Annotated in this window: 22 protein-coding genes and 2 pseudogenes; 16 read left to right on the plus strand and 8 right to left on the minus strand. The window is 69.2% G+C overall.

Features of this window, described 5'->3' with window-relative positions:
- A partial coding sequence (locus BLW84_RS31140) for an IS3 family transposase (RefSeq protein WP_143061165.1) occupies nt 1–528 on the plus strand: 528 nt, incomplete at its 5' end.
- A 522-nt stretch (nt 529–1,050) separates the two neighbouring features.
- Here the strand turns inward: BLW84_RS31140 and BLW84_RS31145 are convergent.
- From BLW84_RS31145 to BLW84_RS31160, 4 genes and pseudogenes are all read right to left on the minus strand, one after another.
- A pseudogene (locus BLW84_RS31145) lies at nt 1,051–2,322 on the minus strand (IS481 family transposase); the annotation flags it as partial.
- A 388-nt stretch (nt 2,323–2,710) separates the two neighbouring features.
- A complete protein-coding gene (locus BLW84_RS46610) occupies nt 2,711–3,070 on the minus strand; it encodes a hypothetical protein (RefSeq protein WP_143061166.1) in 360 nt (119 codons plus the stop codon).
- Between the two features lie 4 nt (nt 3,071–3,074).
- Entirely contained in the window at nt 3,075–3,938 is an 864-nt protein-coding gene (locus BLW84_RS49410; RefSeq protein WP_245761517.1) for an SLATT domain-containing protein, read from the minus strand.
- Nucleotides 3,939–5,075: 1,137 nt separating this feature from the next.
- Entirely contained in the window at nt 5,076–5,954 is an 879-nt protein-coding gene (locus tag BLW84_RS31160; protein WP_093272577.1) for a LysR family transcriptional regulator, read from the minus strand.
- 218 nt (nt 5,955–6,172) lie between these two features.
- Here BLW84_RS31160 and BLW84_RS31165 point away from each other — a divergent pair, with 218 nt between their 5' ends.
- Genes BLW84_RS31165 through BLW84_RS31180 form a run of 4 tightly spaced genes read left to right on the plus strand, consistent with a single transcriptional unit; the run spans nt 6,173 to nt 10,137 of the window.
- Nucleotides 6,173–6,937 (plus strand): crotonase/enoyl-CoA hydratase family protein, encoded by a 765-nt coding sequence (locus BLW84_RS31165; protein ID WP_093272579.1) that lies wholly within the window; start codon nt 6,173–6,175, stop codon nt 6,935–6,937.
- Nucleotides 6,934–7,593, plus strand: coding sequence for a PaaI family thioesterase (locus BLW84_RS31170; protein ID WP_093272581.1), 660 nt, complete (start codon nt 6,934–6,936; stop codon nt 7,591–7,593). The genes BLW84_RS31165 and BLW84_RS31170 overlap by 4 nt, the downstream gene beginning before the upstream one ends.
- Nucleotides 7,594–7,622: 29 nt before the next feature.
- Nucleotides 7,623–9,158, plus strand: a complete 1,536-nt coding sequence (locus BLW84_RS31175; RefSeq protein ID WP_093272583.1) for an acyl-CoA synthetase — start codon at nt 7,623–7,625, stop codon at nt 9,156–9,158.
- Between the two features lie 22 nt (nt 9,159–9,180).
- Entirely contained in the window at nt 9,181–10,137 is a 957-nt protein-coding gene (locus BLW84_RS31180; RefSeq protein ID WP_093272586.1) for an LLM class F420-dependent oxidoreductase, read from the plus strand.
- A 353-nt stretch (nt 10,138–10,490) separates the two neighbouring features.
- Here the strand turns inward: BLW84_RS31180 and BLW84_RS50450 are convergent.
- Nucleotides 10,491–10,804 (minus strand): annotated as a pseudogene (locus BLW84_RS50450) (sensor histidine kinase).
- Between BLW84_RS50450 and BLW84_RS47850 the strand changes: the two are divergent.
- From BLW84_RS47850 to BLW84_RS31195, 3 genes are all read left to right on the plus strand, one after another.
- Entirely contained in the window at nt 10,769–11,008 is a 240-nt protein-coding gene (locus BLW84_RS47850) for a hypothetical protein (protein WP_177226785.1), read from the plus strand. The pseudogene BLW84_RS50450 and the gene BLW84_RS47850 sit on opposite strands and share 36 nt — an antisense overlap.
- Nucleotides 11,009–11,361: 353 nt before the next feature.
- On the plus strand, nt 11,362–11,670 hold the full coding sequence (locus tag BLW84_RS50660; protein WP_478398682.1) for a four-helix bundle copper-binding protein: 309 nt from the start codon (nt 11,362–11,364) through the stop codon (nt 11,668–11,670).
- Nucleotides 11,671–11,792: 122 nt separating this feature from the next.
- On the plus strand, nt 11,793–12,527 hold the full coding sequence (locus tag BLW84_RS31195) for a polyamine aminopropyltransferase (protein WP_218157548.1): 735 nt from the start codon (nt 11,793–11,795) through the stop codon (nt 12,525–12,527).
- A gap of 226 nt (nt 12,528–12,753) precedes the next feature.
- On the opposite strand, the gene BLW84_RS31200 is transcribed toward BLW84_RS31195, so the two are convergent.
- Together BLW84_RS31200 and BLW84_RS31205 are read right to left on the minus strand one after the other, a co-directional pair.
- Nucleotides 12,754–13,446 carry a histidine phosphatase family protein gene (locus BLW84_RS31200; protein WP_093272593.1) on the minus strand — a complete coding sequence of 231 codons (693 nt, stop codon included), beginning with the start codon at nt 13,444–13,446 and terminating at the stop codon, nt 12,754–12,756.
- A 2-nt stretch (nt 13,447–13,448) separates the two neighbouring features.
- Nucleotides 13,449–15,362 carry a flavin-containing monooxygenase gene (locus BLW84_RS31205; protein WP_093272596.1) on the minus strand — a complete coding sequence of 638 codons (1,914 nt, stop codon included), beginning with the start codon at nt 15,360–15,362 and terminating at the stop codon, nt 13,449–13,451.
- A 195-nt stretch (nt 15,363–15,557) separates the two neighbouring features.
- Here BLW84_RS31205 and BLW84_RS31210 point away from each other — a divergent pair, with 195 nt between their 5' ends.
- Both BLW84_RS31210 and BLW84_RS31215 read left to right on the plus strand, forming a co-directional pair.
- Nucleotides 15,558–16,343: an enoyl-CoA hydratase/isomerase family protein gene (locus tag BLW84_RS31210; protein ID WP_093272598.1), complete on the plus strand. Its 786-nt coding sequence runs from the start codon at nt 15,558–15,560 to the stop codon at nt 16,341–16,343.
- A complete protein-coding gene (locus BLW84_RS31215) occupies nt 16,340–17,227 on the plus strand; it encodes a crotonase/enoyl-CoA hydratase family protein (protein ID WP_093272601.1) in 888 nt (295 codons plus the stop codon). Before BLW84_RS31210 ends, BLW84_RS31215 begins: the two co-directional genes overlap by 4 nt.
- Before the next feature lie 148 nt (nt 17,228–17,375).
- On the opposite strand, the gene BLW84_RS31220 is transcribed toward BLW84_RS31215, so the two are convergent.
- The gene (locus BLW84_RS31220) at nt 17,376–18,203 is read right to left on the minus strand and encodes a crotonase/enoyl-CoA hydratase family protein (protein ID WP_093272604.1); all 828 of its coding nucleotides are present in this window, start codon (nt 18,201–18,203) and stop codon (nt 17,376–17,378) included.
- A gap of 343 nt (nt 18,204–18,546) precedes the next feature.
- Here BLW84_RS31220 and BLW84_RS31225 point away from each other — a divergent pair, with 343 nt between their 5' ends.
- From BLW84_RS31225 to BLW84_RS31250, 6 genes are read left to right on the plus strand one after another with little or no spacing between them, the layout of a single operon-like run.
- Nucleotides 18,547–19,803 (plus strand): acyl-CoA dehydrogenase family protein, encoded by a 1,257-nt coding sequence (locus tag BLW84_RS31225; RefSeq protein ID WP_093272606.1) that lies wholly within the window; start codon nt 18,547–18,549, stop codon nt 19,801–19,803.
- Nucleotides 19,800–21,140 (plus strand): phosphotransferase family protein, encoded by a 1,341-nt coding sequence (locus BLW84_RS31230; protein WP_093272609.1) that lies wholly within the window; start codon nt 19,800–19,802, stop codon nt 21,138–21,140. Before BLW84_RS31225 ends, BLW84_RS31230 begins: the two co-directional genes overlap by 4 nt.
- Complete coding sequence (locus BLW84_RS31235; protein WP_177226788.1) at nt 21,137–22,057, plus strand: SMP-30/gluconolactonase/LRE family protein; 921 nt, start codon at nt 21,137–21,139, stop codon at nt 22,055–22,057. Before BLW84_RS31230 ends, BLW84_RS31235 begins: the two co-directional genes overlap by 4 nt.
- Before the next feature lie 30 nt (nt 22,058–22,087).
- Nucleotides 22,088–23,746 (plus strand): class I adenylate-forming enzyme family protein, encoded by a 1,659-nt coding sequence (locus BLW84_RS31240; RefSeq protein WP_218157549.1) that lies wholly within the window; start codon nt 22,088–22,090, stop codon nt 23,744–23,746.
- A gap of 45 nt (nt 23,747–23,791) precedes the next feature.
- Nucleotides 23,792–24,817: a phosphotransferase family protein gene (locus BLW84_RS31245; RefSeq protein WP_093272611.1), complete on the plus strand. Its 1,026-nt coding sequence runs from the start codon at nt 23,792–23,794 to the stop codon at nt 24,815–24,817.
- Between the two features lie 58 nt (nt 24,818–24,875).
- Nucleotides 24,876–26,636: an acyclic terpene utilization AtuA family protein gene (locus tag BLW84_RS31250; protein ID WP_093272614.1), complete on the plus strand. Its 1,761-nt coding sequence runs from the start codon at nt 24,876–24,878 to the stop codon at nt 26,634–26,636.
- Nucleotides 26,637–26,773: the final 137 nt, after the last annotated feature.

The following is a 26,773-nucleotide window of genomic DNA, read 5'->3' on the forward strand; positions in this document are numbered from 1 at the left end:
GCCGACGCCACCCGCATCCCCACTAGTGAGGGCGTGTTCTGGCTGGCGGCCGTCCGCGATGCCTTCTCCAACCGCATCGTGGGCTGGCGCTGCTCCGACCGGTGTGACACCGACCTGGTCCTCGGCGCGCTGGAATACGCCATCTTCTCCCGCGATGTTCGTGACGGCCAGCTGATCCACCACAGCGACCGCGGCTCGACCTACACCGCTATCCGCTTCACCAATCGGTGGGCGGACAACGGGATTCTTCCCTCGATGGGCTCCGTCGGCGACTCCTACGACAACGCCCTGATGGAGAATTTCTTCTCCACGCTGAAGATCGAACTGGTGTATCGGAACTCGTGGCGAACCCGTGACGAAGCGGAGAACGCGATCTTCAACTACATCGACGGCTGGTACAACACCCAGCGCATCCAGAAAGACCTGGGCCGGCTCTCTCCGGACGAGTACGAGACCGCCTGGCACGCCAGCCAGGAAGCCGAGCCAGCGGCAGCTACGATCCCAACGTCCCCAACTGGAGTCAGCTAACCAACCCTCCGAGTTCTCGGGGGAACCTCAGGTGGTGCGGGGGACGGTGATCAGTAGGTTCGGGCCGTCGTGGACGTGGATGTGCTGGTCGTCGATGGTGGCGGTGATGAGTTTGCGGGCGTGGTTGCGGCCGATCTGGATGCGTTGGCGGCCGATCATGACACTGCGGCTGCTGGACGCGATCCGTTCGACCGTGACCGGTCCGGTCGGCGGGGGTGTGGGTGGGGTTCCGCCGGGCTGAGCGCCGCGCAGGTAGGCCACCGCCCTGGTGGTCAACGGGGTGGGCATCGAGCGCAGCAGGGTCCGTTCGGTGGCGTCGAGCACCGTCATGGTGGTGGTCTCGAACCGCAGCACGACCTGTCGGTCGGCCAGCGGGAAGCCGACGCTGACCGCCTTGTTTGCCAGGCCGACGCAGCCGGCCGCGTTCACGGTCCGTTCGACCTCGATGACGGTGCTGGTCGGCTGTTGGGCGGTGGGAGCCTCGTCGACCTGGCGGGCTTTGCCGTTGTGCACCAGGGCGTGCAGGTCGGAGGCGGCCAGTTTCGAGCCCACGGTCTTGATCAGGACACCGGCCAGCAGCACCCGCAGGTGGGTGGTGGAGATCCGCAGGGTGACCGGTGTCCCGGCCCGGTCGGGACCGAGCCAGAGCTGTTGGCCCCGCACCGACATGTTGCCCGAGGCAGGCACGACGGTGTCCATCTCGATGGTGATCGGCGCGGCGGCCGGGGAAGGCCCCATTTCCTTCAAGCGCAACAGGTTCGCCGGCATGGTGGCGATCGCCGGGGCTGGCTCCGTCTCGACGACTGGGTCAGGCGTCTGGCCGTTGATGACGTCGAGTTCGGCGGGCAGCACCAGCGGCAGGACCGCGGCTTGTTGTTCTGGTCCGCTGTCGGTGCTGGTGAACCGGTCGATCGGGGAGGCCATGCTCAGGGCTTGATGCGGGCGGTCGATGTTGTAGTCGGTGACCCAGGTGTCGATCACTGCTTGGGCGTGGATGATCGAGTCGAACGGGTCGTGGTGGTCGAGTAGTTCCCGCCGCAGGCTGCCATGGAATCGTTCGATTTTGCCGGTGGTGGTGGGTGAGCGGACCTGGGTCAGCCGGTGGGTGATGCCGTTTTCCCGGCAGATCCGGTCGAACAGCACCTCTCCTGCGCGTGGCCCGCCGAACTTGCCGGTGAACTGTTTTCCGTTGTCGGTCAACACTTCCCCGGGAACGCCGTAGCGTTTCAGGGCGTGAGCGAACGCGGTGGACACCGCGCGGCCGGTGGCCCGGGCGACCACGTCACAACAGACGATGAACCGGGAGTGGTCGTCGATCCCGGTCACCACCTTGGCTTCGGTGCCATCAGCCAGGAACACGCCGCCGACGATGTCCATCTGCCACAGCTGCATCGGCGTGGACCGCTCCCAGCGCCGGTAGTCGCCGCGTTTGCGTTTCCGGGTGGTGTGTTCCAGCAGGCCCGCCCGGATCAGCACCCGGTAGACCGTGGACCGGGAGGGCACCGGGGTGACCTCCCGGCGCTTCAGCTCGTGCACCAGTCGCCTCGGTCCCCAACCGGGATGAGCGCGTCGCAGCTCGCAGATCAACGCCTCGATCTGCCCGTCGACCTGACGTGGACAGCACCGGGGCCGGTGGGAACGGTCGGCCAGCCCCGCCAGCCCGCCCTCCCGATAGCGCTTCACCCAGGTGTGCACCGACTGCCGCGAGACCCGGTAACGGGTCGCGACCTCCGTAACCGGAATGCCCGCCAGAACTTCCATCACGGCGTGATACCGCTGCTCGACCACACTCAGCTCCACCAGCATCAGGCCCAGGCCCTCCACCCCGAACGGCGACGTCCGGGTGATCAAACCTGTGACCAGCGGTGTCAAGCATCAGGTGGAGCCAGCGTGTCAAGCATCAGTCGAACCACGACAACGACTTAACGCGATGTGTTGCCGAATTTTTCTCTACTAGATTCAAGGGGCGCCGCCAAGGCGGCGCCCGCCGGGGACCCGCGCGGGCTTGCGCCTGCGGCCTGGCGGCCGACCGCGCCCGCGCACCCCGGCGACCACCATTGAACGGACACCCTGAGAGCTTCTTTTGAAAGATCCGATTAGAAATGTGGGCAGAATCTGCTTCGATAAATAACACTAATCTCCGCCTTAGAGACACAGGCGGTGAGTCGCCGCAAGAAGGCAGCTAGAATTTTCCAGACACGCAGGCGGACACAAAAGTTTCCTCGATGAGCTGTGCCCATGCTTCGGTCTTATGCGCATCAGGGCCGCCCCGGTCGCTAGGAGCATCGTTGTTGAGGGCCAAGTTGGCATTTTTGCAGCTCTCGACCGTGATCTCTTTTCCTTGCCCCCGCAGAAGGCTATTTGTCTCGATGCCACGCAAAGAAGTTTCGCGAAGATACTCCATTCGTTCATCGTAGCTAGCCGCACAGGATGTAATCGAGCCAATGCACAAAAATGCAGTCGCGGCAACAAGGATCCTAGGGCTCATTAATTTCTTTCTTTTTCTCGTTAATTCCAGCGTAGGGGCTTCCGCATGCGCCATGACGCTACTCCCCTTCGGAGTGCCGCTTAGAGGGTTGATCCAAGTTCTGTTCGCGATTTTTCTGCTCGACGCGTAGGCGATGAACCTCTTCGGAAAAGAGAACGAGAGCGCGGCCGTCTTCCTTCTCCTTTGCGTATTTTCCGATCCCTAGGCTATAGGCGTGCCACTCTTGCTCTATAGCGTTGGCGGTTTGCTGCGCATAGAAGCTTCGATCTTTGTATTTGAAGTAGGCGGCCACTCCAGATGCTGCACCGACAATGAAATTGATAACAAGAGCTACTGTTCGAAAAGCTTCCAGGGCGAAAGATAGGCTAGTCAACCCGGTGGCGCCAAGGGATCCAACGATGGTTGTTACCTGCATTATGTGGTTTAGTCTGCGATTCTGAGTTGCCTGCTGGCGAAGCTCATCGACGTAGAACATTACCTCTTCTTTGTGGGCCGCGCGCCTCTCCGCGTGATCTACCTTCTTTACATCCGGATGGCTAAATCTTTCTTGTCGAAGCAGGGCGCACTCAAGTTCTAGACTTGCTGGGGGTACGCGCTCATTATTCTTCCATTTGCAGAAACCTGATTCGTTCGGAGTGATCAACACGCCTGGTTTGTAACGAGTCCAAACCCCATACCCGCCGAGCGTTGCGCCAACAATAATTAATAAGAAGCTTAGGCTAAGACGATCACCGGGAGGGAGTACATACCAGGCCACCGCTGCTGCGCCAAGTGGAACGGGGGCAATAATCAAGGCCAGCACGCCAATTCGTGCGCGCCTTTTTGCTCGCCTTAGCAGATCCGAAGCTACGGTGATCTTCTGATCTAGCTTCAGCAGAGCCTCTTCTTTTGGCCTCGTCGGCTCTTCTTTTGGACTCGTCACAAGTTGATCTTATATAACGTAATCGGCATGTTCGTCTGCCTTACGTCGAAATGTCGCCCGAATGGAGCAGTGCCGCCAAGCGGGTGATCCGCAGGTCGATCCGCAGATAATTGCGGAAACTGAGCCAAAATTTTGTCGAACTGACAACCTGAACTAAATGATTTCAAAGATAACCCGTGGGGCTTTAATCTTTGACATCAGTGGAAGGAGAGGGAAGACCAAGGGGCGCCGCCAAGGCGGCGCCCGCCGGGGACCCGCGCGGGCTTGTGCCTGCGGCCTGGCGGCCGACCGCGCCCGCGCACCCCGGCGACCACCATTGAACGGACGCCAGGGGTTAGGCGTCTTTGTTGATCTCAAGCTCTACCGATGCACGGCGGAAACGCAGACGGAACGTCACCGAACGCAGCTTCTCCACCTCACGACACGCTTTCAAGATGCGGACTAGCGCCCAGGGCGCTCCCACAACCAATACGCCGACCGTAAGAGCAATCGCGAGCAACACGTCGCCGAACAAGGCACACCCCAACACCGTTACGCCGGTTCCGCGCTACCGGACGATGCAGGTTGCCGTATTCGGTTAGTTGCAGACACATCGCGTGGCCAGGCTACTTCCCCTTGCGCGGCCCCGGTTGTTAGCGGTCAACCGGGGAAAGGGCTTCGGCGCTACCAAGTCGCAACCACGCTGTCCGGGGCCATGCCTCACGCCGATTCAGCCGCCCCGCCTCACTCGGTACGGGCAGCATAGCCAACGCGCACAGGAGCACTCTGACCGCCTTGCAAACCTCCAGTACTTAACTGGGGCGCTCGCCGCCCCCAGACCCCCGGCAGGTCTCCAGGAAGAGTGGAGCTGCAACGCTGCGGTCCGCTTGGTGCGTGCCCTCTTCTCATCGACCTCCACAAGGGCTATCAGGCAGCGTCAAGGGGCCGACTCCGCCAACCTCGCTCAAGCCGAAATGTGCCCCTTGACGCTGCCTGATCGGGCTCCGCCAGGTCGATGGGAAGAGAGCACAGCCCCTCCCTTGTAGGTGGGGCCACCTACCTCCGACAAGCCCAATCAGACCGCTTGACCAGCAAAGCCACTGCATAACAGTGGTGCAACAAAAGCCCAGTTTCTATGGCGACACAAAATGCGCACGGTCACTGGCCAGCGGAAACGTCGATCCCGGCGATTTCCAGGAACGCCTCGGCAGCCGGGGACAGCGGCCCCGGGCGGTGCACGAATCCGACGCTGCGCCAGGTTTCCGGCGCGGTGGAGCGCAGCACCACGCCTTCGAGTTCCGTTTCGGCGAGGTGGCGGGGGAGGAACGTGGCGCCCGCGCCGTGCGACACCAGGTCCCAGACCGCTTGCCGGTTCGCGCATTCGACCGCGACCGTCTGCACCGCCGGATCCAGGACGTCGTCGACGATGGTGCGGGTGGTGCTGTCGGTGAACTCCAGGACAAGCGGGATGCCCGCGACCGCCTCCAGCGGCACCGGGTCGGGCAGCCGGTCGGCCAGCTCGGGCGGCAGCACCAGCACGATCTCCTGCGTGCACAGCTCTTGGGACCGCAGCGACGAGTTCTGCGGCGGCAGCTTGGTGAGGCCGAGCTCGGCGTTGCCGCGCCGCACCTCGTCCGCGACGCGGGCCGATCCGCCGGGGTCGATGACGTTGAGCAGCACCCCGGGATAGCGCCGCTGGAACTCGCCCGCCAGCTCCGGCAGCGGGTGCGCGGCCAGCGTCGCCAGGGCCGCGATGTCCAGCTGCCCGCTGCCCATCGCGCGCACGTCGTGCACCGCGCTGCGCGCCCGGTCGACGTCCCGCAGGATGCGGCGGGCCGGTTCGACGAACGCCTCACCGTCGGGGCTGAGCACCAGCTGGCGGCCGGTGCGGTGGAACAGCTGCACCCCGAGCTGCCGCTCCAGGCTCCGGATCGCCTGCGACAACGACGGCTGCGCGATGTAGAGGGCCTGGGCCGCCTTGGTGACGCTGCCGTGGTCGATGACCGCCACGAAGTACTCGACCAGCCGCAGATCCATCACCGCACGATAGGCGGTTCCATGGGCGTTTTGCGTGGCGGTGCGGGTGGCACCACAGAAGCCTTCTCGGTCCGGGATCCCGGCTGTGCGGCTGCTATTGGTCGTGGCTATGGGTCCGTGCGGCGCTCGATCTGCGTCAGACCGGACGGTCGGTCTGGACTGCCGGTGGCGGGCAGGCGAAACTGGAGGCCGCTCTTTGCCTAACCGGAGGAGACAGCGTGGGTGACAGCGTCCTGACCGAGATCGCCGATGGCGTCGCCGTGATCACGATCGACCGGCCCGAGGCCCGCAACGCGGTCGACCGCACCGTGGCCGAGGGGCTGGCCGCCGCGATCGACGAGCTCGAAGAGCGGTCGGACGCCGTGATCGGCATCCTCACCGGCGCGGGCGGCACCTTCTGCGCGGGCATGGACCTCAAGGCGTTCACCCGCGGTGAGCGGCCGTCGATCCCCGGTCGCGGCTTCGGCGGGGTCACCGAACGCCCGCCGTCGAAGCCGCTGATCGCCGCCGTCGAGGGCTGGGCCCTGGCCGGCGGCTGCGAGCTGGCGCTCAGCTGCGACCTGATCGTCGCCTCCCGCGAGGCGAAGTTCGGCCTGCCCGAGGTCAAGCGCGGCCTGGTAGCGGCCGCGGGCGGCCTGCTGCGGCTGCCGAAGGCGCTGCCGTACCAGCTGGCCATGCAGGTCGCGCTGACCGGCGACCCGCTGACCGCCGAGGTCGCCCACGCCCACGGCCTGGTCAACGAGCTCACCGAGCCCGGCGGCGCGCTGGACGGGGCGAAGGCGCTGGCCGCCCGGGTGGCCGCCAACGGGCCGCTGGCCGTCCGCGCTACCAAGCAGATCGTGGCCGGGGCGGTCCGCTGGACCGACGCGGAGGCGTTCGCGAACCAGGCCGAGATCAGCGCTCCGGTGTTCAAGTCCGCGGACGCCCAGGAAGGCGCGCTGGCGTTCGCCGAGAAGCGCGCACCGGTCTGGCGAGGTGAGTGAGCGCCTTGTCGCACGATCCCGAAACCGACCTGCGGGAGCGCCGCCGCGCGGTGCGCGAACTCGGCGCCGCGCTGCGCGAGCTGACCGACGCCGCGGTGTCGACGGAGGTGGACACCGAGACGCTGGTCGAGACCGCGGAGCAGATCCGCGCCCTGGTGCCTGCGCTGGCCGCCGCGCGCCGGGAACGCGGCCAACCGGCCACTGTGGACGACGGTCGGCGGCCCCGCCGGATGTACAGCCCGGCCGCCGGGCCGGGCAATCCGATCGCGCCGCCGATGCAGGTGGAGATCGTCGACGGCGTCGCGATCGGCACCTGCGAACTCGGCCTGGCCTACGAGGGGCCGCCCAGCTACGTGCACGGCGGCATCAGCGCGCTGCTGCTGGACCAGATCCTCGGGCACGCGCACGCCGCGAACGGCAAGCCCGGCATGACCGTGAAGCTGGCGCTCCGCTACCGGCGTCCGGTGCCGCTGAAGGCGCCGCTGCGCATCGTCGGCCGCGTGATCCGGCTCGACGGGCGGTGGACAAGCTCGATCGCCACGATCAGCACCGCCGACGATCCCGACACCGTGCTGGTGGAAGCCGAAGGCGCCTTCGTGGTGCCCAACGCCGAGCAGAACAAGCGGCTGTTCGGGGAACTGGAGCGCATCGTGTGACCGTCGCATGAGGTTCGAGGAGAAGCCGCATGTATCCAGGAATCCACGCCGCCGCGAACCCCGACAAGCCGGCGCTGATCATGGCCGGCTCGGGGGAGCGGCTGACCTACGGTGAACTCGACGATCGATCTCTGCGGCTGGCGAACCTGCTGCGCGCCGCCGGGCTGACCAAGGGCGACGTGGTCGCGCTGCTCACCGACAACTCGGTCCACGCCTACGAGGTCTACTGGGCGGCCGTGCGTTCCGGGCTGTACGTGTGCGCGGTCAACAACCACCTGCAATCCGACGAGATCGCATACATCGTCAACGATTCCGGCGCCAGCGCGCTGGTGGTCTCGGCTGCGTTGGGCGAGCTCGCGGAGGACGTCGCGGACCGGGTTCCCGGGGTGCGCGTGCGGATGGCCTACGGCGGCTCGGTGCCCGGCTACGAGGACTACGAGAAGGCCCTTGCCGCCGCGTCCGACGAGGTGCCCGCTGTGCAGCCGCGCGGCGCGGACCTGCTGTACTCGTCCGGAACCACCGGGCGCCCCAAGGGGATCAAGCCGAACCTGCCGGACCGGCAGGTGGACGAGCCCGGCGACACGCTCGTCGAACTCCTGCGCGGCGTCTACGGATTCGACGAGAACGCCGTGTACCTCTCACCCGCGCCGGTGTACCACGCGGCGCCGCTGCGGTACTGCGCGTCGGTGCAGGCGCTCGGCGGAACGGTGGTGATGATGGAGCGCTTCGACGCCGAAGGCGCCCTGCAGGCCATCGAGCGCTACGGCATCACGCACAGCCAGTGGGTGCCGACCATGTTCGTCCGGATGCTCAAGCTCGATCCGGAGGTCCGGCGGCGCTACGACCTCTCCACGCACCGCGTCGCGGTGCACGCCGCCGCGCCGTGCCCGGTCGACGTCAAGCGGCAGATGATCGACTGGTGGGGTCCGATCCTGATCGAGTACTACGCCTCCACCGAGGGCATCGGCATGACGATGATCGATTCCGCGCGGTGGCTGGAAAAACCCGGCTCGGTGGGCGTCGCGGTGCTCGGCGAGGTCCGGATCTGCGACGACGACGGCCGGCTGCTGCCGCCCGGCGAGGTCGGCGGCATCTACTTCCAGCGGGACGAGATCACCTTCGAATACCTGGGAGACCGGGAGAAGACCCGGTCGGTGAAGCACGCCGAGCACGAGAACTGGGCCACCATGGGCGATCTCGGCTACCTCGACGAGGACGGCTACCTGTTCCTCACCGACCGCAAGGCGTTCATGATCATCTCCGGCGGGGTGAACATCTACCCGCAGGAGGTGGAGAACGTGCTCGCGCTGCACCCGGCCATCCTCGACGTCGCGGTGTTCGGGGTGCCCGACGACGAGATGGGCGAGTCGGTCAAGGCGGTGGTGCAGCCGGCTCCGGGCGCCGAGCCAGGGCCGGAGCTGGAGCGGGAGATCCTCGCCTACGCCCGGGAGCGGGTGGCGCACTACAAGGCGCCGCGCAGTGTCGACTTCCTCGACGAGCTCCCGCGGACGCCGACGGGGAAGCTGGTCAAGGGAAAGCTCAAGGCGCGCTACGCGCGTCCGTGACGCAACGACGAAAGGGATTGTCGTGGAACGACGTTGGGGCATCACGATCCCGCTCCAGGGGCTGCCGCTGGCCGACCAGCGGGAGCTGATCGCCGAACTCCCGGACCTGGGCTACACCGACGTGTGGTCGGCGGAGGCCAACGGCGCCGACGCGTTCACCCCGCTGGCGCTGGCCAGCGCGTGGGCGCCGGAGCTGCGGCTGGGCACCGCGATCGTCCCGGTCTACACCCGCGGCCCGGCGACGCTGGCGATGAGCGCGGCAACGCTGGCGGCGGCCGCGCCAGGCCGGTTCGCACTGGGCATCGGCACGTCGTCGAACGTGATCGTGCAGCGCTGGAACGGCATTCCGTTCGAGGAGCCCTACAAGCGGGTGCGCGACACGCTGCGGTTCCTGCGCAAGGCGCTGCGCGGCGAGAAGGTCACCGAGAACTACGACACGTTCCAGGTGCAGGGCTTCACCGCCGGCGTCGTGGCCGATCCGCCACCGCCGCTGCTGGTCGCCGCGTTGCGGCCGGGCATGCTGCGGCTGGCGGGCCGGGAGGCGGACGGGGCGATCATCAACTGGCTGTCCGTCGACGACGTGCGCACCGTGGTCCCGCACGTGCACGAGGGCGGGCCGGACAAGGAGATCGTGGCGCGGATCTTCGTCATGCCCGACACGGACGCGGAAACGGCGCGCGGCGTGGCCCGGCGCCAGATCGCGGCGTACATGAACGTGCCGGTCTACCGGGCGTTCCACGAGTGGCTGGGGCGCGAGGAGCTCAAGCCGATGTGGCAGGCGTGGGAGTCGGGCGACCGGAAGGCGGCGCTGACGGCGATCCCGGACACCGTGGTCGACGACCTGGTGGTCCACGGCCCGGCGGCGCACTGCCGGGAGCGGATCCAGCAGTACATGGCCAACGGAGTCACCACCCCGGCGATCGCCCTGATGACGCAAGGAGATCCTGCCGCGGCCGTCCGGGCTCTCGGCCTGAAGTAGTCGCGATTTCGGGCGGAATCGAAAGGCCCGCTCCCGGCGCGCCAGCGTGCCGGGAGCGGGGCGGTCCGAGGAGTTCGCCAAAGACCATCGAGGCACGAACATTGACGTTTGCCCTGTTCAGGTGTGTACTGAAGGTGCGGTTGAGCGATTGGAAGGATCAGGAAACCGTAGGGGCGATGTCACGACAGCCCCGAGAGGAACGCATGGTCCAACGGCAAGGACGTTCGTAGTCCTGAGCCCCATGGTGAGGGGATCAGTGGAGTTCAGAAGTGCGAAAGACGCTCGTTTGACTCGAGCAGCGTTTCGTTGAGGGTCTCCGCAGGTGCGGGGGCCCTCAATCTGTGCGGGGTCCGTCATGCGGCGCTCGCCCGCGTTCCTCCTGGCATGCGCAGGCAGAAGCAGGCGCCTCCGGCGTCGTTGGGCTCGTACCAGGCGTCACCGCCGATCGCCCTGGTGAGCTCGCAGACGATCCACAGGCCGAGCCCGGTGCCTTCCGGGCGCGCGCCTCGCGGCTGAAGCGTTCGAACAAGCGGGGGACGAACGTGCTCGGAACACCCGGCCCGCGGTCGCAGACCCGAACCTCGACCCACCCGGCCCGCTCGGTGACCCGCACCTCGACCGGTGGGCGTCCGTGGGTGAAGGCGTTCTCCAGGTAGCTGGTGAGCATCTCGGAAAGATCCTGGCGGTCGACGACGACCACCAGTTCGGGGGCGCACGACAGGCTCACCTCCTTCTGGTGGTCCACGGCCCGGCGGCGCACTGCCGGGAGCGGATCCAGCAGTACATGGCCAACGGAGTCACCACCCCGGCGATCGCCCTGATGACGCAGGGCGACCCCGCCGCAGCGATCCGCTCCCTGGTCCTGAAGTAGCTTTTCCGCTGCTCAAGCCCGTGCGTACGTTCGGGATGCGTAGTGTCCCGAACGTACGCACGGGCGTGTTCCGTCCTGCCGTGGCTCGTGGGGAGGACCGAGATGAACGTCGGCGGACATGGGTGACCCCAACTCACGGTCGGAGCCGGAACTCGTAGCCACGACGTGCGATCTTGCCTGGTCAGGAGTACGCAGAGCTCCTTGGGGCGCTAACCGGAGCGCGCTTGCGCGCCCGTGTTCGCCCCTCGATCGGATCGAAGATCGTTGGAGGTTCACGAATGACACGACAGATGAGCGCCGAAATGCAGCAATGCATCGAAACGTGCAACAAGTGCCACGACATGTGCGAGCAGATGCTGTCCCGCTGCATGGAAATCCACAGCGAGCCGGCCATGCAGATGAGCATGATGATGATGTCCTGCGCGGACATGTGTCGCATGTGCGCGGACATGATGATGCGCTGTTCGAGCATGGCGAAAGTCAGTTCGGACATGGTGCAGATGTGCGTGCGGATGTGCGGGATGTGCGCGGACATGTGCGAGATGAGCGCCGAGGCGTGCAGGCGGATGGAAAGTCGGGAGATGTCCGAGTTGGCGGACATGATGACGCGGTGTGCCGGCATGTGCCGTCAGATGACGCCGCAAGCCATGCAGCCCGCGTGATCGAAGCCGGGCCACGTCGGCTGCCACGCGTCCGACCGGGCGGTGGACGTGGCCCGGTGATCGCGCGCCGGGTGCGCATGGCGCAGCGAGAAGCCGACCCGAATCGGATGGCGGAATTGAGCTTGCGCTTTGAGGAAATCGACTGGCGGGAGACGCCGATCGGCGTGATCAGCCTGCGGCGCCGACGGGATCCGCTGCTCGAAGTGGACGTCTACGAGGTCAAGCTCGACGACGAGTACCTGATGTCGAGCCTGTTCACGGTCGCCGAGGTCGAGCTCGCGAGGCTGGGTCTGGCCGGGCTGCCGGACACTGGTCTCGACGTCGTGGTCGGTGGGCTCGGGCTCGGCTACACAGCGCGGGCCGCGCTGGAGGATACGCGTGTGCGCTCGCTGACCGTTGTCGAAGGACTGGGCGAGGTGATCGAGTGGCACCGGCGCCGACTGCTGCCGTTGGGCGAGTCGCTGTCCGGCGACTCGCGAAATCGTTTCGTGCACGGTGATTTCTTCGCCATGGCCCGTGCGGCCGCGGGGTTCGACCCGGATGTGCCCGGTCGGCGGTTCCACGCGATCCTCGTCGATATCGACCACTCGCCCCGTCACGTCCTGGACCCCGGCCACGTCTCGTTCTACACCACCGAAGGGCTGCAGCGACTCGCCCGACACCTTCAACCGGGCGGGGTGTTCGCACTGTGGTCCGATGATCCGCCGGACGAGGATTTCGCCTCAACACTCGCCGCGGTCTTCGCGACCGCCGAAGCTCACGTAGTGGACTTCGACAATCCATATGGGGGCGGGAAATCTGCCAACACCGTCTACGTTGCTCGCCTCAGGCAGGGGAATGCCATGCGCGGCGCGTAATCAGCGGGCGGCGCGACGCATCCAGCGACGCCCCGCCGAGCAGCGCGTCGCCGTCGGCGATGCGTACGTGCCGCCCGGCGTCATCGACCCGCACGTGCTGACGATGCTGTGCGCGCCGCAAGGCTCGCACCGCCGTGGCAGCGCAGCGGACACCGGTGCCGTGAGCTTGCCGCGGGGATCGGGTCGTGGGTCTTCCGGGCAGCGCTGGCCGGAAGACCCACGGGTGTCAGCTCAGGGCGCTGGCGGCCTTGCTCAGGCCTTCGTCGAGGTGGGCCGAGTCGTTGAAGCGGCGGACGATCCAGAGGTCCCCGGTGACCACGATCTGCGAGATCGAGCCGTTGTTCGCGCCCAGGAACGCCATCGGGCGGGAGCCCGCCGCCATGGCCATCACCTGGCCGATGATGCCGCCGTGGGTGAACACCGCGATGCGCTGGTCCGGGTGCGCGGCGGCGAGGCGTTCGACCGCCTCGCGCACCCGGGTGGTCAGGTCCTCGGTGGATTCCGCGCCAGGGATGACGTCCCAGCGCTGCTCGGCGTGCATCTTCTGGATCACCGGGTCGTTCTCCGCGACCTTCTGCCGGAACAGCCCGCCTTCCCAGTCGCCCAGGTGCACTTCGCGCAGGCCGGGCTCGACCCGCGGCGCCAGGCCGAGGCGGGCGGCCAGCGGCGCCGCCGTCTGGGCCGTTCGCCGCAGCGTGGTCACGTAGATCGCGTCGAGGTCCTCATCCGCCAGGCGGCGCGCGACCTGCTCGGCGTGCTCCCGGCCAGCCGGCGCCAGCTCCGGGTCGCCCTGGCCGTCGACCAGCGGGAACGACCGGCCCGGTCGCGCCGGTTCGGACTCGCCGTGCCGGATCAGCAGGACATCGGTGGATCCGGCCGGTGCCGAGAACCGCGACTGCCGGTACTCCACTTCGGACATGCTCACTCGCTTCCTCCGCCGCGCAACAGGAAATCGGCCGGGTCGGGCCGCTTCGTGCGCTTCCAGTACTCCATCAGGGAGAACGGCCAGTTCTGCGCCACCCGGCCGTGCTCGTTCTTGTACCAGCTGTGCACTGTGGACTTGCCCCAGCTCATCAGCAGGTTCGCGCGGTCGACGTCGGCGTTGAACCCGTCGTGCACCTCCGCGCGGCATTCGAGCGCGGCCGAGCCGCGCTCCAGCAGCAGGCGCAGGCAGCCGACGATGTAGTTCACCGCGCACTCGGAGAAGAAGATGATGCTGCCGTTGACCACGATGTTGGTGTTCGGCCCGTAGATCATGAAGAAGTTCGGGAACCCCGGCACCGTGATCCCCAGGTAGGCGCGGGCGTCGCCGCCCCACCGGCGGTGCAGGTCGACGCCGTCGCGGCCGGTGACCCGCATCGGCGTCAGGAAGTTCGACGCCTGGAAGCCGGTGGCCAGGATCAGTACGTCGGCGTCGTGCTGCCGCCCGTCGGTGGTGCGCACGCCCGTCGCGGTCACCTCCTGGATCGGCTCGGTCACCAGGTGCACGTCCTCCTGCCGCAGCGTCGCCGGCCAGGTGCCGTTGTCGCGCAGCATCCGCTTCGCCGCGGGCGGGTACTGCGGGGTGATCTTGCGGACCAGCTCGGGATCGTCGGGCAGGCTCATCTCGAGGTAGGCGACCAGGAGCTGCCGGAGTTCCTCGTTGCGCGCGGACACCGAGCGCGGATCGCCGGCCCAGTCCGGATCGACCGCGACGGCCGGGAGGACACCCTCCGCGGAGCGGCAGAACAGCCAGAACCGGTACCACCTGGCGTAGTGCGGCACGTTGCGCAGCAGCCACCGCAGGCCCGACGGCACCGGGTCGTGGTAGTCCGGGGTGGGCACCAGCCACGGCGGGGTGCGCTGGAAGAGGTGCACCTCGGCGGCCTGCTCGGCGATGATCGGCACGAACTGCACGGCGCTGGCGCCGGTGCCGATCACCGCGACGCGCTTGCCGGTCAGGTCCACGTCGTGGTCCCAGCGGGCGGAGTGGAAGCTGGGCCCGGCGAAGTCGGCCAGGCCGCTGATCTTGGGGTAGCTGGGCCGGTTGAGCTGGCCGACGGCGCTGATCACCGCCTGCGCCCGCAGCCGCCGCGAGCCTCCGGCGTCGCGGACCTCCAGCTCCCAGCAGTGCTCGGCCTCGACGTACTCCGCCGCCACGACCTCGGTGCCGAACCGGATGTGCCGCTTGAGGTCCTGCTCGTCGGCGAAGTCCCGGAAGTAGTCCAGCAGCGCCCGCTGGGTCGAGAAGTGCCCCGGCCAGTCGTGGTTGCCGGTGAAGGAGAAGCTGTAGAGGTGGTTGGTGACGTCGACCCGGCAACCCGGGTAGGTGTTCTCCAGCCAGGTGCCGCCGACGTCGGCGTTCTTCTCGAGGATCTCGAACGGCACCCCGGCCTGCCGCAGCCGGTGCGCGGCGGCCAGCCCGGACATCCCCGCGCCGATGATCACCACGTGCAGCGGCGCGTCGGCGGCGAGCTCGGCCTTCGTCCAGTCGGGCCGGCCCGGGTCGCCGTCGTGGGCCAGTTCCTCCACCAGCAGCGGCAAGTAGTCGTCCAGGGCGCCGCTGGTGGTGAACTCGATGAGCCGGCGAACCTGGCCGTCGGCGAACTTCGGAGCCGTCGGGCAGCCCCGGTCGCGCCAGTCGGCCAGCGTGCGCAGCGCGAGCTCGCGGGCGGCGGCCAGCTGCTCGTCGCCGAGCGCGCCCTGCGGGCTGAACCGGTCGGTCGGATCGGGGCGCAGGTCGTCGCGCAGCAGCGACAGGTCGCCGGTCAGCTGGGCGAGCGCGGGCAGCAGCGCCGGGATCTCGGCCTCGTCGATCGCCGCGCGCAGGAAATCGTCATCGTCGTTGATGGCCATCGTTCTCCTTCCCCGCCGGGGTCGGATCCGGGCGCGCGCCGAGGCGCCCGAGCCTCGACTTTTCCATTGTGCCGCGTGGTTTTCAAGCGCCGATCGATGCTTGGGAGGTGATGCCACCGGATGCTAACTTAACGAACGATACACGGCTGGCGGATCGCGCCGCCGCACGCGAAACGATGGGAACGTGTGAGCACAATGGACGGTGACACGGTTCTGCTGGCCCAGGACGGCCCCGTGCTGACGGTGACGATCGACCGGCCGCGCCGGAAGAACGCGATCGACGGGCCGACCTGGTCGGCGTTGCGGAAGGCGCTCGAACACGCGGCGGCCGAAGACAGCGTGCGAGCCGTGGTGCTCACCGGTGCGGGCGGCGACTTCTGCGCCGGCGCGGACCTCAGCGGCGACCGGGGCTCGCAGCACCCGCTGCACCGGATGCACGGCATCAACGACATCGCGCTGGCGCTGTACGAACTGCCCAAGCCGGTGGTGGCGAAGGTGCGCGGCGTCGCCGTCGGCGCGGGCTGGAACCTGGCGCTGGGCTGCGACCTGGTGGTGTCCACGCCGGATGCGCGGTTCTCGCAGATCTTCGCCAAGCGCGGCCTGTCGCTGGACTTCGGCGGGTCCTGGCTGCTGCCGCGGATCGTCGGGATGCAGCAGGCGAAGCGGCTCGCGCTGCTCGGCGAGATCATCGGCGCGAAGGAAGCCCTGGAACTCGGGCTGGTCACCTGGATCAAGGAGGACCACGAGCTCGACGAGTTCGTCGCCGACATCGCCGGGCGGCTGGCGCAGGGCCCGCCGATCGCGATGGCGCAGAGCAAGGACATGCTGCACGCCGGCTCGCACCAGAGCTTCCGGGAGGCGCTGGAGAACGAGGCCCGCGCCCAGACCATCAACTTCGCCACCGCGGACGGCCCGGCCGCGCGGGAGGCGTTCGTGAACAAGACGGAAGCGGTGTTCACCGGCGAGTGGATGGTGCGATGAGCTACCAGCAGATCGCCTACGAGGTCGCCGACGGCATCGCGACCATCACGCTGAACCGGCCGGACAAGCTCAACGCCTTCACGCACACCATGCGCGCCGAGCTGATCGACGCCTTCGACGCCACCGACGCCGACGACTCGGTGCGCGCGGTGATCGTCACCGGCGCGGGCCGCGGCTTCTGCGCGGGCGCGGACCTCAGCTCCGGCGCGGACACCTTCAACGCCGATGCCGACTCCGAACGCGCGAAGACCCGCCGGGAGGCGGGGGAGATCGGCGGTGTGCCGCGCGACGGCGGCGGCACGGTGGCGCTGCGCATCGCGGCGTCGCGCAAGCCGGTGATCGCGGCGTTCAACGGCCCGGCGGTCGGGGTGGGCGTGACCATGACGCTGCCGATGGACATCCGGCTGGCCGCCGAGTCGGCGAGGTTCGGCCTGGTCTTCGCCCGCCGCGGCATCCTGCCGGAGGCGGCCTCCACGTGGTTCCTGCCGCGCGTCGTCGGCATCTCGCAGGCGATGGAGTGGGTGGCCACCGGCCGGGTTTTCGGCGCCGGGGAGGCGCTGGCGGGTCGCCTGGTCTCCCGCGTGGTCCCCGACGACGAGCTGCTCCCGACGGCGCGGGCGATCGCCCGCGAGATCGCCGACAACACCTCGGGCGTGTCGGTCGCGGTGGCTCGCCAGCTGCTATGGGGCATGCTCAGCGCGGATTCGCCGTGGGAGGCGCACCGCCTGGATTCCAAGGGCATCAACCACCTCGGCGCGGCCGCCGACGCGGCCGAGGGCGTCGCGTCGTTCCTGGCCAAGCGCCCGGCCGAGTTCCCGCTCAAGGTCAGCCAGGACTACCCGGACTTCATCCCGCCCTGGCCCAGGCGCCCCGACGGCATCTGACCCCCCGCCGCAGTTTCAATTGAAACTGCCCCTCCCAGCGGTCCCGGACACCGGACCACAGTTTCAATTGAAACTGTGGTCCGGTCTCCCAGTGCTCAGGCACAGTTTCAATTGAAACTGCGGACCACCGCGACCGGCACGTCGGGGGTCAGGTGGTGGGATCGGCGAAGTTCGGGGCGCGCTTCTCGAGGTTCGACTTGACCGCTTCGACCTGGTTGGGGCTGCCGATCAGGGCCTTGATCGCGGTCTGCTCCGCCTCGAAGCCCTCGGCGAGGGTCACGCGGCCCGCCATGTCGAGGAGTTGTTTGGAGTAGCGGATCGCCTCCGGGCTCTTGGTGGCGATCTCGGCCGCCAGGGTGAGGGCCGCGGCCAGCGGGTCGGCTTCGACGCGGGTGCACAGGCCCAGGGCGGCGGCTTCCTCGCCGCTGATGACGCGGCCGGTGTAGGTCAGCTCCTTGGCGACGTCGCGGCCCACGAGCTCCGGGAGCAGCTGGGTGCCGGTCATGTCCGGCGCGATGCCCCACTTGATCTCCATCACCGACAGCTTCGCGTCCGGCGCCACGAGCCGGATGTCCGCGCCCAGCGTCACCTGCAGGCCGCCGCCGAAGGCGACGCCGTGCACCGCCGCGATCACCGGCACCGGCAGCGTCGCCCACACGTGCGCCGCCTGCTGACCGCGCGCCTTCGCCGGGCCGATCGGCTCGGTGGTGACGGACTTGCGGTCGGGAAGCCGGCCGCTGCCGTCGGCCATCTGCTGGAAGTTGGCGAAGTCCAGGCCGGCGCAGAAGGACCGGCCCTCGCCGGAGAGCACCACCGCCCGCACGCCGTCGTCCTCGCGCAGCCGCAGCCCGGTCGCGACGAGGGCGTCGAACATGGCCTGGTCGAGCGCGTTGAGCTTGTCCGGTCGGTTCAGCCGCACGTCCGCCACGCCGTCGGTGATGGTGCAGCTGACCCGTTGCTCGGCCGTTGTCGTCACGAACCCTCCTGAGAGCACTGGAACCGGTGCGGGCACTACGCCTTGCGCACCAGGGATTTCCGCACGCTATGGGGCGGTCGAGCGGGACGTCAAGAACGCCCTCGTTCGTCCTCTTGTGCTACCTGCCGCGCCGTGTCTAGGGTCACTGAACGAACGTTAAAGTGATGATTTCAGAACGGGCTCGCGGGGCGGATTGCGGCCCTGCGGGATTCTGGCTCGTGCACGTCCGCGGCATCGGGGCCGTCCTCACCGGGCGACGCCGTGCGAACCGGCGGTGGTGCGGGGTGATCCCCCGCCGCATGCGGTCGGCGCCGCATTCCGTTGGGACACGTGAGGAGGACGCATGGATTTCGCTCTCCCGGCCGAGCTGGTCAGTCGTCTCACCGAGCTCGACGCGTTCATCGACTCCGAGATCCGCCCGCTGCAGGAGCAGGACGACAACGAGCGGTTCTTCGACCACCGCCGGGAATTCGCCCGCACCGACTTCGAGGCGGGCGGCACGCCGCGCCGCGACTGGGAGGAACTGCTCGGCGAGATGTTTCGCCGCGCCGACCGGGCGGGCTGGCTGCGCTACGGGCTGCCCGCGGCGGTGGGCGGTTCGGACGGCACCAACTTCGACATGGCCGTGATCCGCGAGCATCTCGCCGCGAAGGGCCTCGGCCTGCACAACGACCTGCAGAACGAGTCGTCGGTGGTGGGCAACTTCCCGGTCGTGCACATGCTGCTGGCGTTCGGAACCCCGGAGCAGCGCGAGGAATTCCTCCAACCCCTGCTGGCGCGCCGCAAGCGGCTCGCGTTCGGCCTCACCGAACCCGACCACGGCAGCGACGCCACCTGGCTGGAGACCACGGCGGTCCGCTCGGGCGGCGACTGGATCATCAACGGCGCCAAGCGGTTCAACTCCGGGATGCACTCCGCGACCCACGACATCGTCTTCGCGCGCACCTCCGGCGAGCCCGGCCAGGCCGCCGGCATCACCGCGTTCATCGTGCCCACCGACGCGCCGGGCTTCTCCGTCGACTTCCACTGGTGGACCTTCAACATGCCCACCGACCACGCCGAGGTGACCCTGCGCGACGTGCGGGTGCCGGATTCGGCGGTGTTCGGCGAGGTCGGCGGCGGGCTCGCGCTGGCGCAGCACTTCGTGCACGAGAACCGGATCAGGCAGGCGGCCTCGGGCATCGGCGCGGCCCAGTACTGCATCGACCGCAGCGTCGAGTACGCCCGGAAGCGCGTCACCTTCGGGCAGCCGCTGGCCAGCCGGCAGGCCGTCCAGTGGCCGCTGGTGGAGCTGCAGACCGACGCCGAGCTGCTGCGCGGGCTGGTGCGCAAGACCGCCTGGGAGCTGGACCGCAGGCCGCACTTCGAGATCAGCGATCGGGTGTCGATGTGCAACTTCCGCGCCAACCGGCTGGTGTGCGAGGCGGCGGACCAGGCGATGCAGGTGCACGGCGGGCTCGGCTACACCCGGCACACCCCGTTCGAGCACATCTACCGCCACCACCGCCGCTACCGGATCACCGAAGGTTCCGAAGAGGTGCAGAAGCGGAAGGTCGCCGGTTACCTGTTCGGCTTCGCCGGGCCGGGGCGGCGCCGGTGAGCGCGGCGGAGCCGCTGGACGGGCTCGCGCGTCGCCTGCCCGCGGTGCTCGGCCGCCCGGTCGAGGTGACCGGGCTGGCGCAGGCCAGCGGCGGGGCGAGCCGCGAGACGTGGTTCGTCGAGCTCGACGGGGGAGCGCGGCGGCTGGTGCTGCGCCGCGACCCGGTCGGCGCGGCGCGCCCGGAGGGCATGGCGCGCGAGGCGGTGGTGCTGGAAGCGGCGCGGGCCGCGGGCGTTCCGGTGCCGCTGCTGGTGGACCACAGCACCGACGCCTCGATCCTCGGCTCGCCGTACGTGCTCACCGAGCACGTCGACGGCGAGTCGATTCCCCGGCGCCTGCTGCGCGAGCCGGAATTCGCCGCAGCGCGCGGGAAGCTGGCCCGCGAACTCGGCCGGGCCGCGGCGCTGATCCACCGCGTTCCCGCGCCGGACCTGCCGTCCGCCGACCCGCTCGACCAGCTCGTGGCGACCTACGAGGAGCTCGGCGAACCGCTGCCCGCGGTGGAGATCGCGTTCCGCTGGCTGCGCGCGAACCGGCCGGCCGGCACCGGAAATACGTTGGTGCACGGCGATTTCCGCAACGGGAACCTGATCGTCGGCCCGGACGGGCTGCGGGCGGTGCTGGACTGGGAGCTGGTGCACCTCGGCGATCCGATGGAGGACCTGGGCTGGCTGTGCGTCAACGCCTGGCGGTTCGGCTCGCCGCTGCCGGTCGGCGGTTTCGGCACCAGGGAAGAACTCTTCGACGGCTACGCGGAGGTCGCCGGGCGGCGGCCGGATCCGGATGCGGTGCGCTGGTGGGAGATCTTCGGCACCGCGCGGTGGGGCGTGATCTGCCGCTCGCAGGCGCAGCGGCACCTCAGCGGCGAGCGGCCGTCGATGGAGCTGGCCGCGATCGGCCGGCGCGTCTGCGAGCAGGAGCACGACCTGCTGGCCGAGCTCGGCGTGCCCCGCCCGGCCGGTCCCGGGCAGGAACGCCGGGCGCCGGTGTCGGATCTGCACGGGCGGCCTTCGGCGGCGGAACTCGTCGCGGCGGTGGCGGACTTCCTGCGCGACGAGGTCGTGCCGGGCAGCACCGGCCGGATGCGGTTCCAGTCCCGGGTCGCCGCGAACACATTGTCCATTGTGGAACACGAGCTGGCGTTGGGGGAGCGGCAGGAACAGCGGCACCGGCGTCGGCTCGCGGACCTGGGGCTCGCCGACCGGGCGGCGCTGGCCGGCGCGATCCGCGACGGCGAACTCGATCCCTGGCAACCGGAAACGGCCGCCGCCGTGTGGGAGCAGGTGCTCGACCGGCTCGCGGTGGCCAATCCGCGGCACCCGAGAGGAATCTCATGACCGAGCTGACGACGATCGCGTCGGGCCTGCAGTTCCCGGAAGGGCCGGTGGCCCTCGCCGACGGCTCCGTGCTGCTGGTGGAGATCAAGCGCGGCACGCTGTCGCGGGTCGCGCCGGACGGCACGGTGTCGGTGGTCGCCGACTGCGGCGGCGGGCCCAACGGGGCGGCGATCGGTCCGGACGGCGCGGTGTACGTCTGCAACAACGGCGGGTTCGAGTGGCACGACATCGGCGGCCGCGACGTTCCCGGCATGCAGCCCGACGACTACATCGGCGGCCGCATCCAGCGGGTCACCATGGACGGCGAGGTCACCGACCTCTACACCGCCGTCGACGGGAACGGCCTGCGCGGCCCCAACGACATGGTCTTCGACGCCCAGGGCGGCTTCTACTTCACTGACCTCGGCAAGCGCCGCCCGCGTGAGACCGACCGCGGCGGGCTTTACTACGCCACCGCCGACGGCAGCCGCATCGAGGAGATCGCCTACCCGCTGGCCGACGCCAACGGGGTCGGGCTGTCACCGGACGGTTCGCGGGTCTACGTGGCGGAAACGTCGACCGGCCGAGTCTGGTACTGGGACGTCGAGGGTCCGGGGAAGCTGGGCCGGGACGGCAAGGGACCGGCGGGCGCCAAGCTGCTGCACGGCTTCGAGGGCTACCAGCTGCTGGACTCGCTCGCGGTGGACTCCGAGGGCAACGTGTGCGTGGCGACGCTGGTGACCGGCGTGATCAGCGTGCTGTCGCCGGACGGCGAGCTCAAGGGCGTGGTCAAGCCGCCGAAGCACGACTTCCACGTCACCAACATCTGCTTCGGCGGCCCGGACCTGCGCACCGCCTACATCACCTCGTCCGGCTGGGGAATCCTCTACGCCACCGAGTGGCACTGCCCAGGACTGAGGCTCAACCACGGGGCTTGATAGATCACAGTGGACACTCGAGGAGGGAACGTGCCGGAGGACCAGCGACGGCGGTTGCTCGCGGAGCTCACCGGTCCGGGCGGTGAGTTCGAGATCGTGCCGCAGGACGTCGGCGGCGTCCCGATGCGGGTGTACGCCAAGGGGCCGACGACGCTGCGCGACGTGGCGCTGTTCAGCCAGGGCTACGGCGCGCGCGACTTCCTCGTCTACGACGGCTACCGGTGCACCTACGCGGAGCACTACCGGCTGGTGGCGGGCTTGGCGCGCAGCCTGCGCGAGGAGTACGGCCTGGTGTCCGGTGACCGCGTGGCGATCGCGATGCGCAATTACCCGGAATGGGTGCCGATCTTCTGGGCGATCCAGGCGGCCGGGCTCGTCGCGGTGCCTCTCAACGCCTGGTGGACCGACGCGGAGCTGCGCTTCGGCCTGACCGACTGCGGCGCGAAGCTGGTGTTCGCCGACTCGCAGCGAACCGCCCTGCTGGACCGCGATATCCCGGTCGTCGAGGTGCGCGGCGGTGATCCGGCGCCGGGCGTGCGGTCGTGGGCGGAGCTGCTGGCATCGCTGCCCGCGGACGCGGACCTGCCGGACGTGGCGATCGGGCCCGACGACGACGCCACGATCCTCTACACCTCCGGCACCACCGGCCGTCCCAAGGGCGCGATCGGCACGCACCGCAACCACTGCACGAACCTGCTGAACACGGTGGTGAACCGGCGCCTCCAGGCGGCGCTGGCCAACGGCGGCGAATTCCCGCCGCTGGGCGAGGGACCGCAGCCCGGCGTGCTGCTGACCTTCCCGATGTTCCACATCGCCGGCCTCACCACGCTGTACTTCGGCACGCTGGCCGGGGCGAAGCTGGCCACCATGTACCGGTGGGACCGGGAGGCCGCGGCGCGGCTGATCAAGACCGAGGGGCTGACCAGCGCGGCGGGCGTGCCGACCGTGATGCGGGACCTGGTCGAGCAGGGCGACGCGGTGGCCGGGCTGGACGGCGTGAACATGGGCGGCGCGCCGATCCCGCCCGACCTCGTGCAGCGCATCGGCGCGTTCGGCACCGGCGTGGCGCCCTCCAACGGCTACGGCCTGACCGAGACGACCTCGGCGGTGGTCAGCAACGCGGGCGCGGACTACCTCGCGCGCTCCAACAGCGTCGGCCGCTGCATGCCGGGCGCGGACCTGCGCGTCGTGGACCCGGCCACCGCCGAGGACGCGGCGCCCGGCGAGATCGGCGAACTGTGGTTCCGCGGGCCGAACATCGTGCGCGGCTACTGGAACAACCCGCAGGCCACCGCGGAATCCTTCACCGACGGCTGGTTCCACACCGGCGACCTCGGCTACGTCGAGGACGACTGGGTGTACGTGGTGGACCGGCTCAAGGACGTGGTGATCCGCGGCGGCGAGAACGTGTACTGCGCGGAGGTCGAAGCGGCGCTCTACGAGCACCCGGAGGTGGCCGACGTCGCGGTCATCGGCCTGCCGCACCCGACGCTCGGCGAGGAGGTCGCGGCTGTGGTGAACCTGCATTCCCCGGTTTCAGAGGAGGAACTCCGGGCACATGTCGCGGCGCGGCTGGCGGCTTTCAAGGTCCCGGCGCACGTCGTGGTGCGCGCGGAGGCGCTGCCGCGGACACCGACCGGCAAGGTCCTCAAACGCCAACTGCGCGAGCAGATCGCCGTGAAGGACTGATTCGAAGCGGCTGTCACTGGAACGCCTAGGTAGTGCGAGGTTGACGTGGAACTGCGTGGCATCGAGCTGGAGAAGACCGAGCGCTGGCTGGCCGAGAACGTGCCGGGACTGCGCCCGCCGGTGACGTTCTCGCTGGTCTCCGGCGGGCGGTCGAACCTGACCTACCGCGTCGTCGACGCCGACGGCGCGGTGCGCGCCCTGCGCCGCCCGCCCACCGGCGGCGTGCTCACGACGGCGCACGACATGAGCCGTGAGTGGCGGTTCATCTCCGCCCTGCACGGCACCGACGTGCCGGTTCCCGATCCGCTCGCGTACTGCGCAGACGCGTCGGTGACCGGAGCCGAGTTCTACGTGATGGGTTTCGTCGACGGCCACGTGCTCGCCGGTCCGGATTCGGCGGCGTCGTTCTCGGCGGAAGCGCGCCGGCGCGCGGGCCTGGCGACTGTCGAGTGCATGGCGGCCTTGCACGGCGTCGACCCGGACTCGGTCGGGCTGGGCGACATCGCGCGTCGCGACGGCTACCTGGAGCGGCAGCTGCGCCGCTGGCAGCGGCAGGTGCACCAGTCCGGTGCGCCGGACCTGCCGCTGCTGGACGCGGTGCACGACGCGTTGCTGGCGAAGGTACCGAGGCAGGAGACCGGCATCGTGCACGGCGACTTCCGGCCGGGCAACCTGTCGTTCTCGCCGGACGGCGAGGTGCTGGCCGTCTTCGACTGGGAGCTGGCCACCCTCGGCGAACCGCTCGCCGACCTCGGCTGGCTGCTGGCGACCTGGGTGGAGCCGGGCGACGAACTGCCTCCCGCGACCGCCCTCGGACCTACGGCCGAACCGGGCTTCCCCACCCGCGCGGAGCTGGTCGACCGCTACGTCGCGCTCGCCGGCCGTGACGTCTCGGACTTGCCGTACTACGTGGCGTTCCAGCGGTGGCGGTCGTGCTGCATCAGCGCCGGCGTGCGCGCCCGCTACCTGGCGGGTGTGATGGGCGACGACGGTTACGTCGCCGAATCCCGCGCGAAGAACGAACTGCGCCAGGCCGAAGCGGCCTGGCAAGCGGTGCAAGAGCTCTCGTGAGCGTTCATGCCGGTTCTCACCGGAACGAACGCTCACGACCGCAGAAGGGGAGGAACTCATGACCCGGGCGATCCGCATCGCCGGCTTCTCCGGCTACCTCGGTGACCGGCGCAGCGCCTTGGCGGAGGCCGTGGCAGGCGACCCGTGCGACGTGCTGATCGGCGACTACCTCGCCGAGTTCACGCTGGCCATGCTGGCGGCCCGGCACCGCAGCGACCCGTCGAAGGGCTTCGTCGAGTACTTCCTCGACCAGCTGCGCCCGCATCTGGCGACGCTGGCCGAACGCGGCACGCGGGTCGTGGTCAACGCCGGCGGCTTCAACCCGGCCGGCCTGGCCGACGCGGTGCGGGCGCAGATCGCCGAGGCGGGCGTGCGGCTGCGCGTCGCGCACGTCGAAGGCGACAACGTGCTGTCCGCATTGGACGATCTGCAGGCCGCTGGGCACCCGTTGCAGAGCCTCGACAGCGGCGCGCCGCTGTCGGACTGGGGAGTCCGGCCGATCGCGGCCAACGCCTACCTGGGCGGCTGGGGCATCGCCGCCGCGCTGCGCGAAGGCGCCGACATCGTGGTCTGCGGCCGCGTCACCGACGCCTCGCTGACCGTCGGCCCGGCCGCCTGGTGGCACGGCTGGCGCAACACCGACTGGGACGAACTCGCGGCGGCCGTGGTGGCCGGGCACATCATCGAGTGCGGCCCGCAGGCGGTCGGCGGCAACTTCTCCGGGTTCACCCAGGTGCCCGGCATGGTCGCGCCGGGATTCCCGGTCGCCGAGATCGCCGCCGACGGCACCGCGATCATCACCAAGCACGCCGGCGACGGCGGAATGGTCACAGTGGACACCGTGACCGCGCAGCTGGTGTACGAGATCCAGGGCCCGCGCTACCTGAACCCGGACGTCACCGCGTACCTGGACACCGTGCGGCTGCGGCAGATCGGCCCGGACCGGGTGGAGCTCTCCGGCACCACCGGCTCGCCGCCGCCGCCCACGACCAAGGTCGCGGTGTTCGCCCCGATCGGCCACCAGCTCGTCTCGACGCTCTACGCCACCGGGCTGGAGATCGACGAGAAAGTCGCGCTGATCCGCGCCCAGGCGGAGGCGCTGCTCGACGGAGCGGAAGCGGAGCTCGACGTGAGCGCACTCGGCACTGCGGCGGAGGATCCGGAACGGCAGTGGGACGCCACGGTCCAGGTGCGCATCATGGCCACCGCCGCGGAACGGGCGCCGCTGGAGCAGCTGGCGGAAGGACTCGGCGGCCTGTTCCTCTCGAGCATCCCCGGCTTCTACACCGACAGCGCCGCCCGCCAGTCCGGGACGCCCAAGCCGCGCATCGACTACTGGCCGTCGCTGCTGGCGATGGACGCCGTGCCACATGAGACGGTGCTCGACGACGGCAGCCGCATCACGATCGCTCCGCCGCCGGCCGCCGAACAACCGGCTCAGCCCGCGCATCCCGAGCCCGAGCCGAGCCCGGCGGGCGAAACGCGCCGCGTCCCGCTCGGCCGGATCGCGCACGCGCGCAGCGGCGACAAGGGCGGCAACAGCAACGTGGGCCTGTGGGTCGACGACCCGAAGGCCTGGCCGTGGCTGCGCGGCCTGCTGAGCACGGAAGAGCTGCGGAGGCTGATGCCGGAGGCGAAGGACCTGGAGATCGTCCGGCACGAGTTCCCCAACCTCCGCGCGGTGCACTTCGTCCTGCGTGGACTGCTGGGCACCGGCGGTTCCAGCAACCTGCGGGTCGACCCGATCGGCAAGGCGGTCGGCGAATTCCTCCGGGCCCGCCACGTAGAAGTCCCGGTGGACCTGCTGGACGGGCGGTGACGGGAGCACCGCGAACGCCCCCGATGGCCTGACAGCCGCAGAGCCTGTCCGCAACCCAGGTGTGGAGTGAACGGCCTGTTCGTCTCGGTAGGTGAGGTGAACAGGCCGTTCGCTCGGTCCATTTGGCGTTGGTGCGC

The organism is Saccharopolyspora shandongensis (assembly GCF_900106995.1).
GTDB classification, from domain to species: domain Bacteria; phylum Actinomycetota; class Actinomycetes; order Mycobacteriales; family Pseudonocardiaceae; genus Saccharopolyspora; species Saccharopolyspora shandongensis.

Bases quoted from the DNA above. Each gene is read 5' to 3' on its own strand.
- BLW84_RS46610 (WP_143061166.1), bottom strand. From the start codon at position 3,070: ATGGCGCATGCGGAAGCCCCTACGCTGGAATTAACGAGAAAAAGAAAG.
- BLW84_RS31160 (WP_093272577.1), bottom strand. From the start codon at position 5,954: ATGGATCTGCGGCTGGTCGAGTACTTCGTGGCGGTCATCGACCACGGC.
- BLW84_RS31175 (WP_093272583.1), top strand. From the start codon at position 7,623: ATGTATCCAGGAATCCACGCCGCCGCGAACCCCGACAAGCCGGCGCTG.
- BLW84_RS50660 (WP_478398682.1), top strand. From the start codon at position 11,362: ATGCTGTCCCGCTGCATGGAAATCCACAGCGAGCCGGCCATGCAGATG.
- BLW84_RS31200 (WP_093272593.1), bottom strand. From the start codon at position 13,446: ATGTCCGAAGTGGAGTACCGGCAGTCGCGGTTCTCGGCACCGGCCGGA.
- BLW84_RS31205 (WP_093272596.1), bottom strand. From the start codon at position 15,362: ATGGCCATCAACGACGATGACGATTTCCTGCGCGCGGCGATCGACGAG.
- BLW84_RS31210 (WP_093272598.1), top strand. From the start codon at position 15,558: ATGGACGGTGACACGGTTCTGCTGGCCCAGGACGGCCCCGTGCTGACG.
- BLW84_RS31215 (WP_093272601.1), top strand. From the start codon at position 16,340: ATGAGCTACCAGCAGATCGCCTACGAGGTCGCCGACGGCATCGCGACC.
- BLW84_RS31225 (WP_093272606.1), top strand. From the start codon at position 18,547: ATGGATTTCGCTCTCCCGGCCGAGCTGGTCAGTCGTCTCACCGAGCTC.
- BLW84_RS31235 (WP_177226788.1), top strand. From the start codon at position 21,137: ATGACCGAGCTGACGACGATCGCGTCGGGCCTGCAGTTCCCGGAAGGG.
- BLW84_RS31250 (WP_093272614.1), top strand. From the start codon at position 24,876: ATGACCCGGGCGATCCGCATCGCCGGCTTCTCCGGCTACCTCGGTGAC.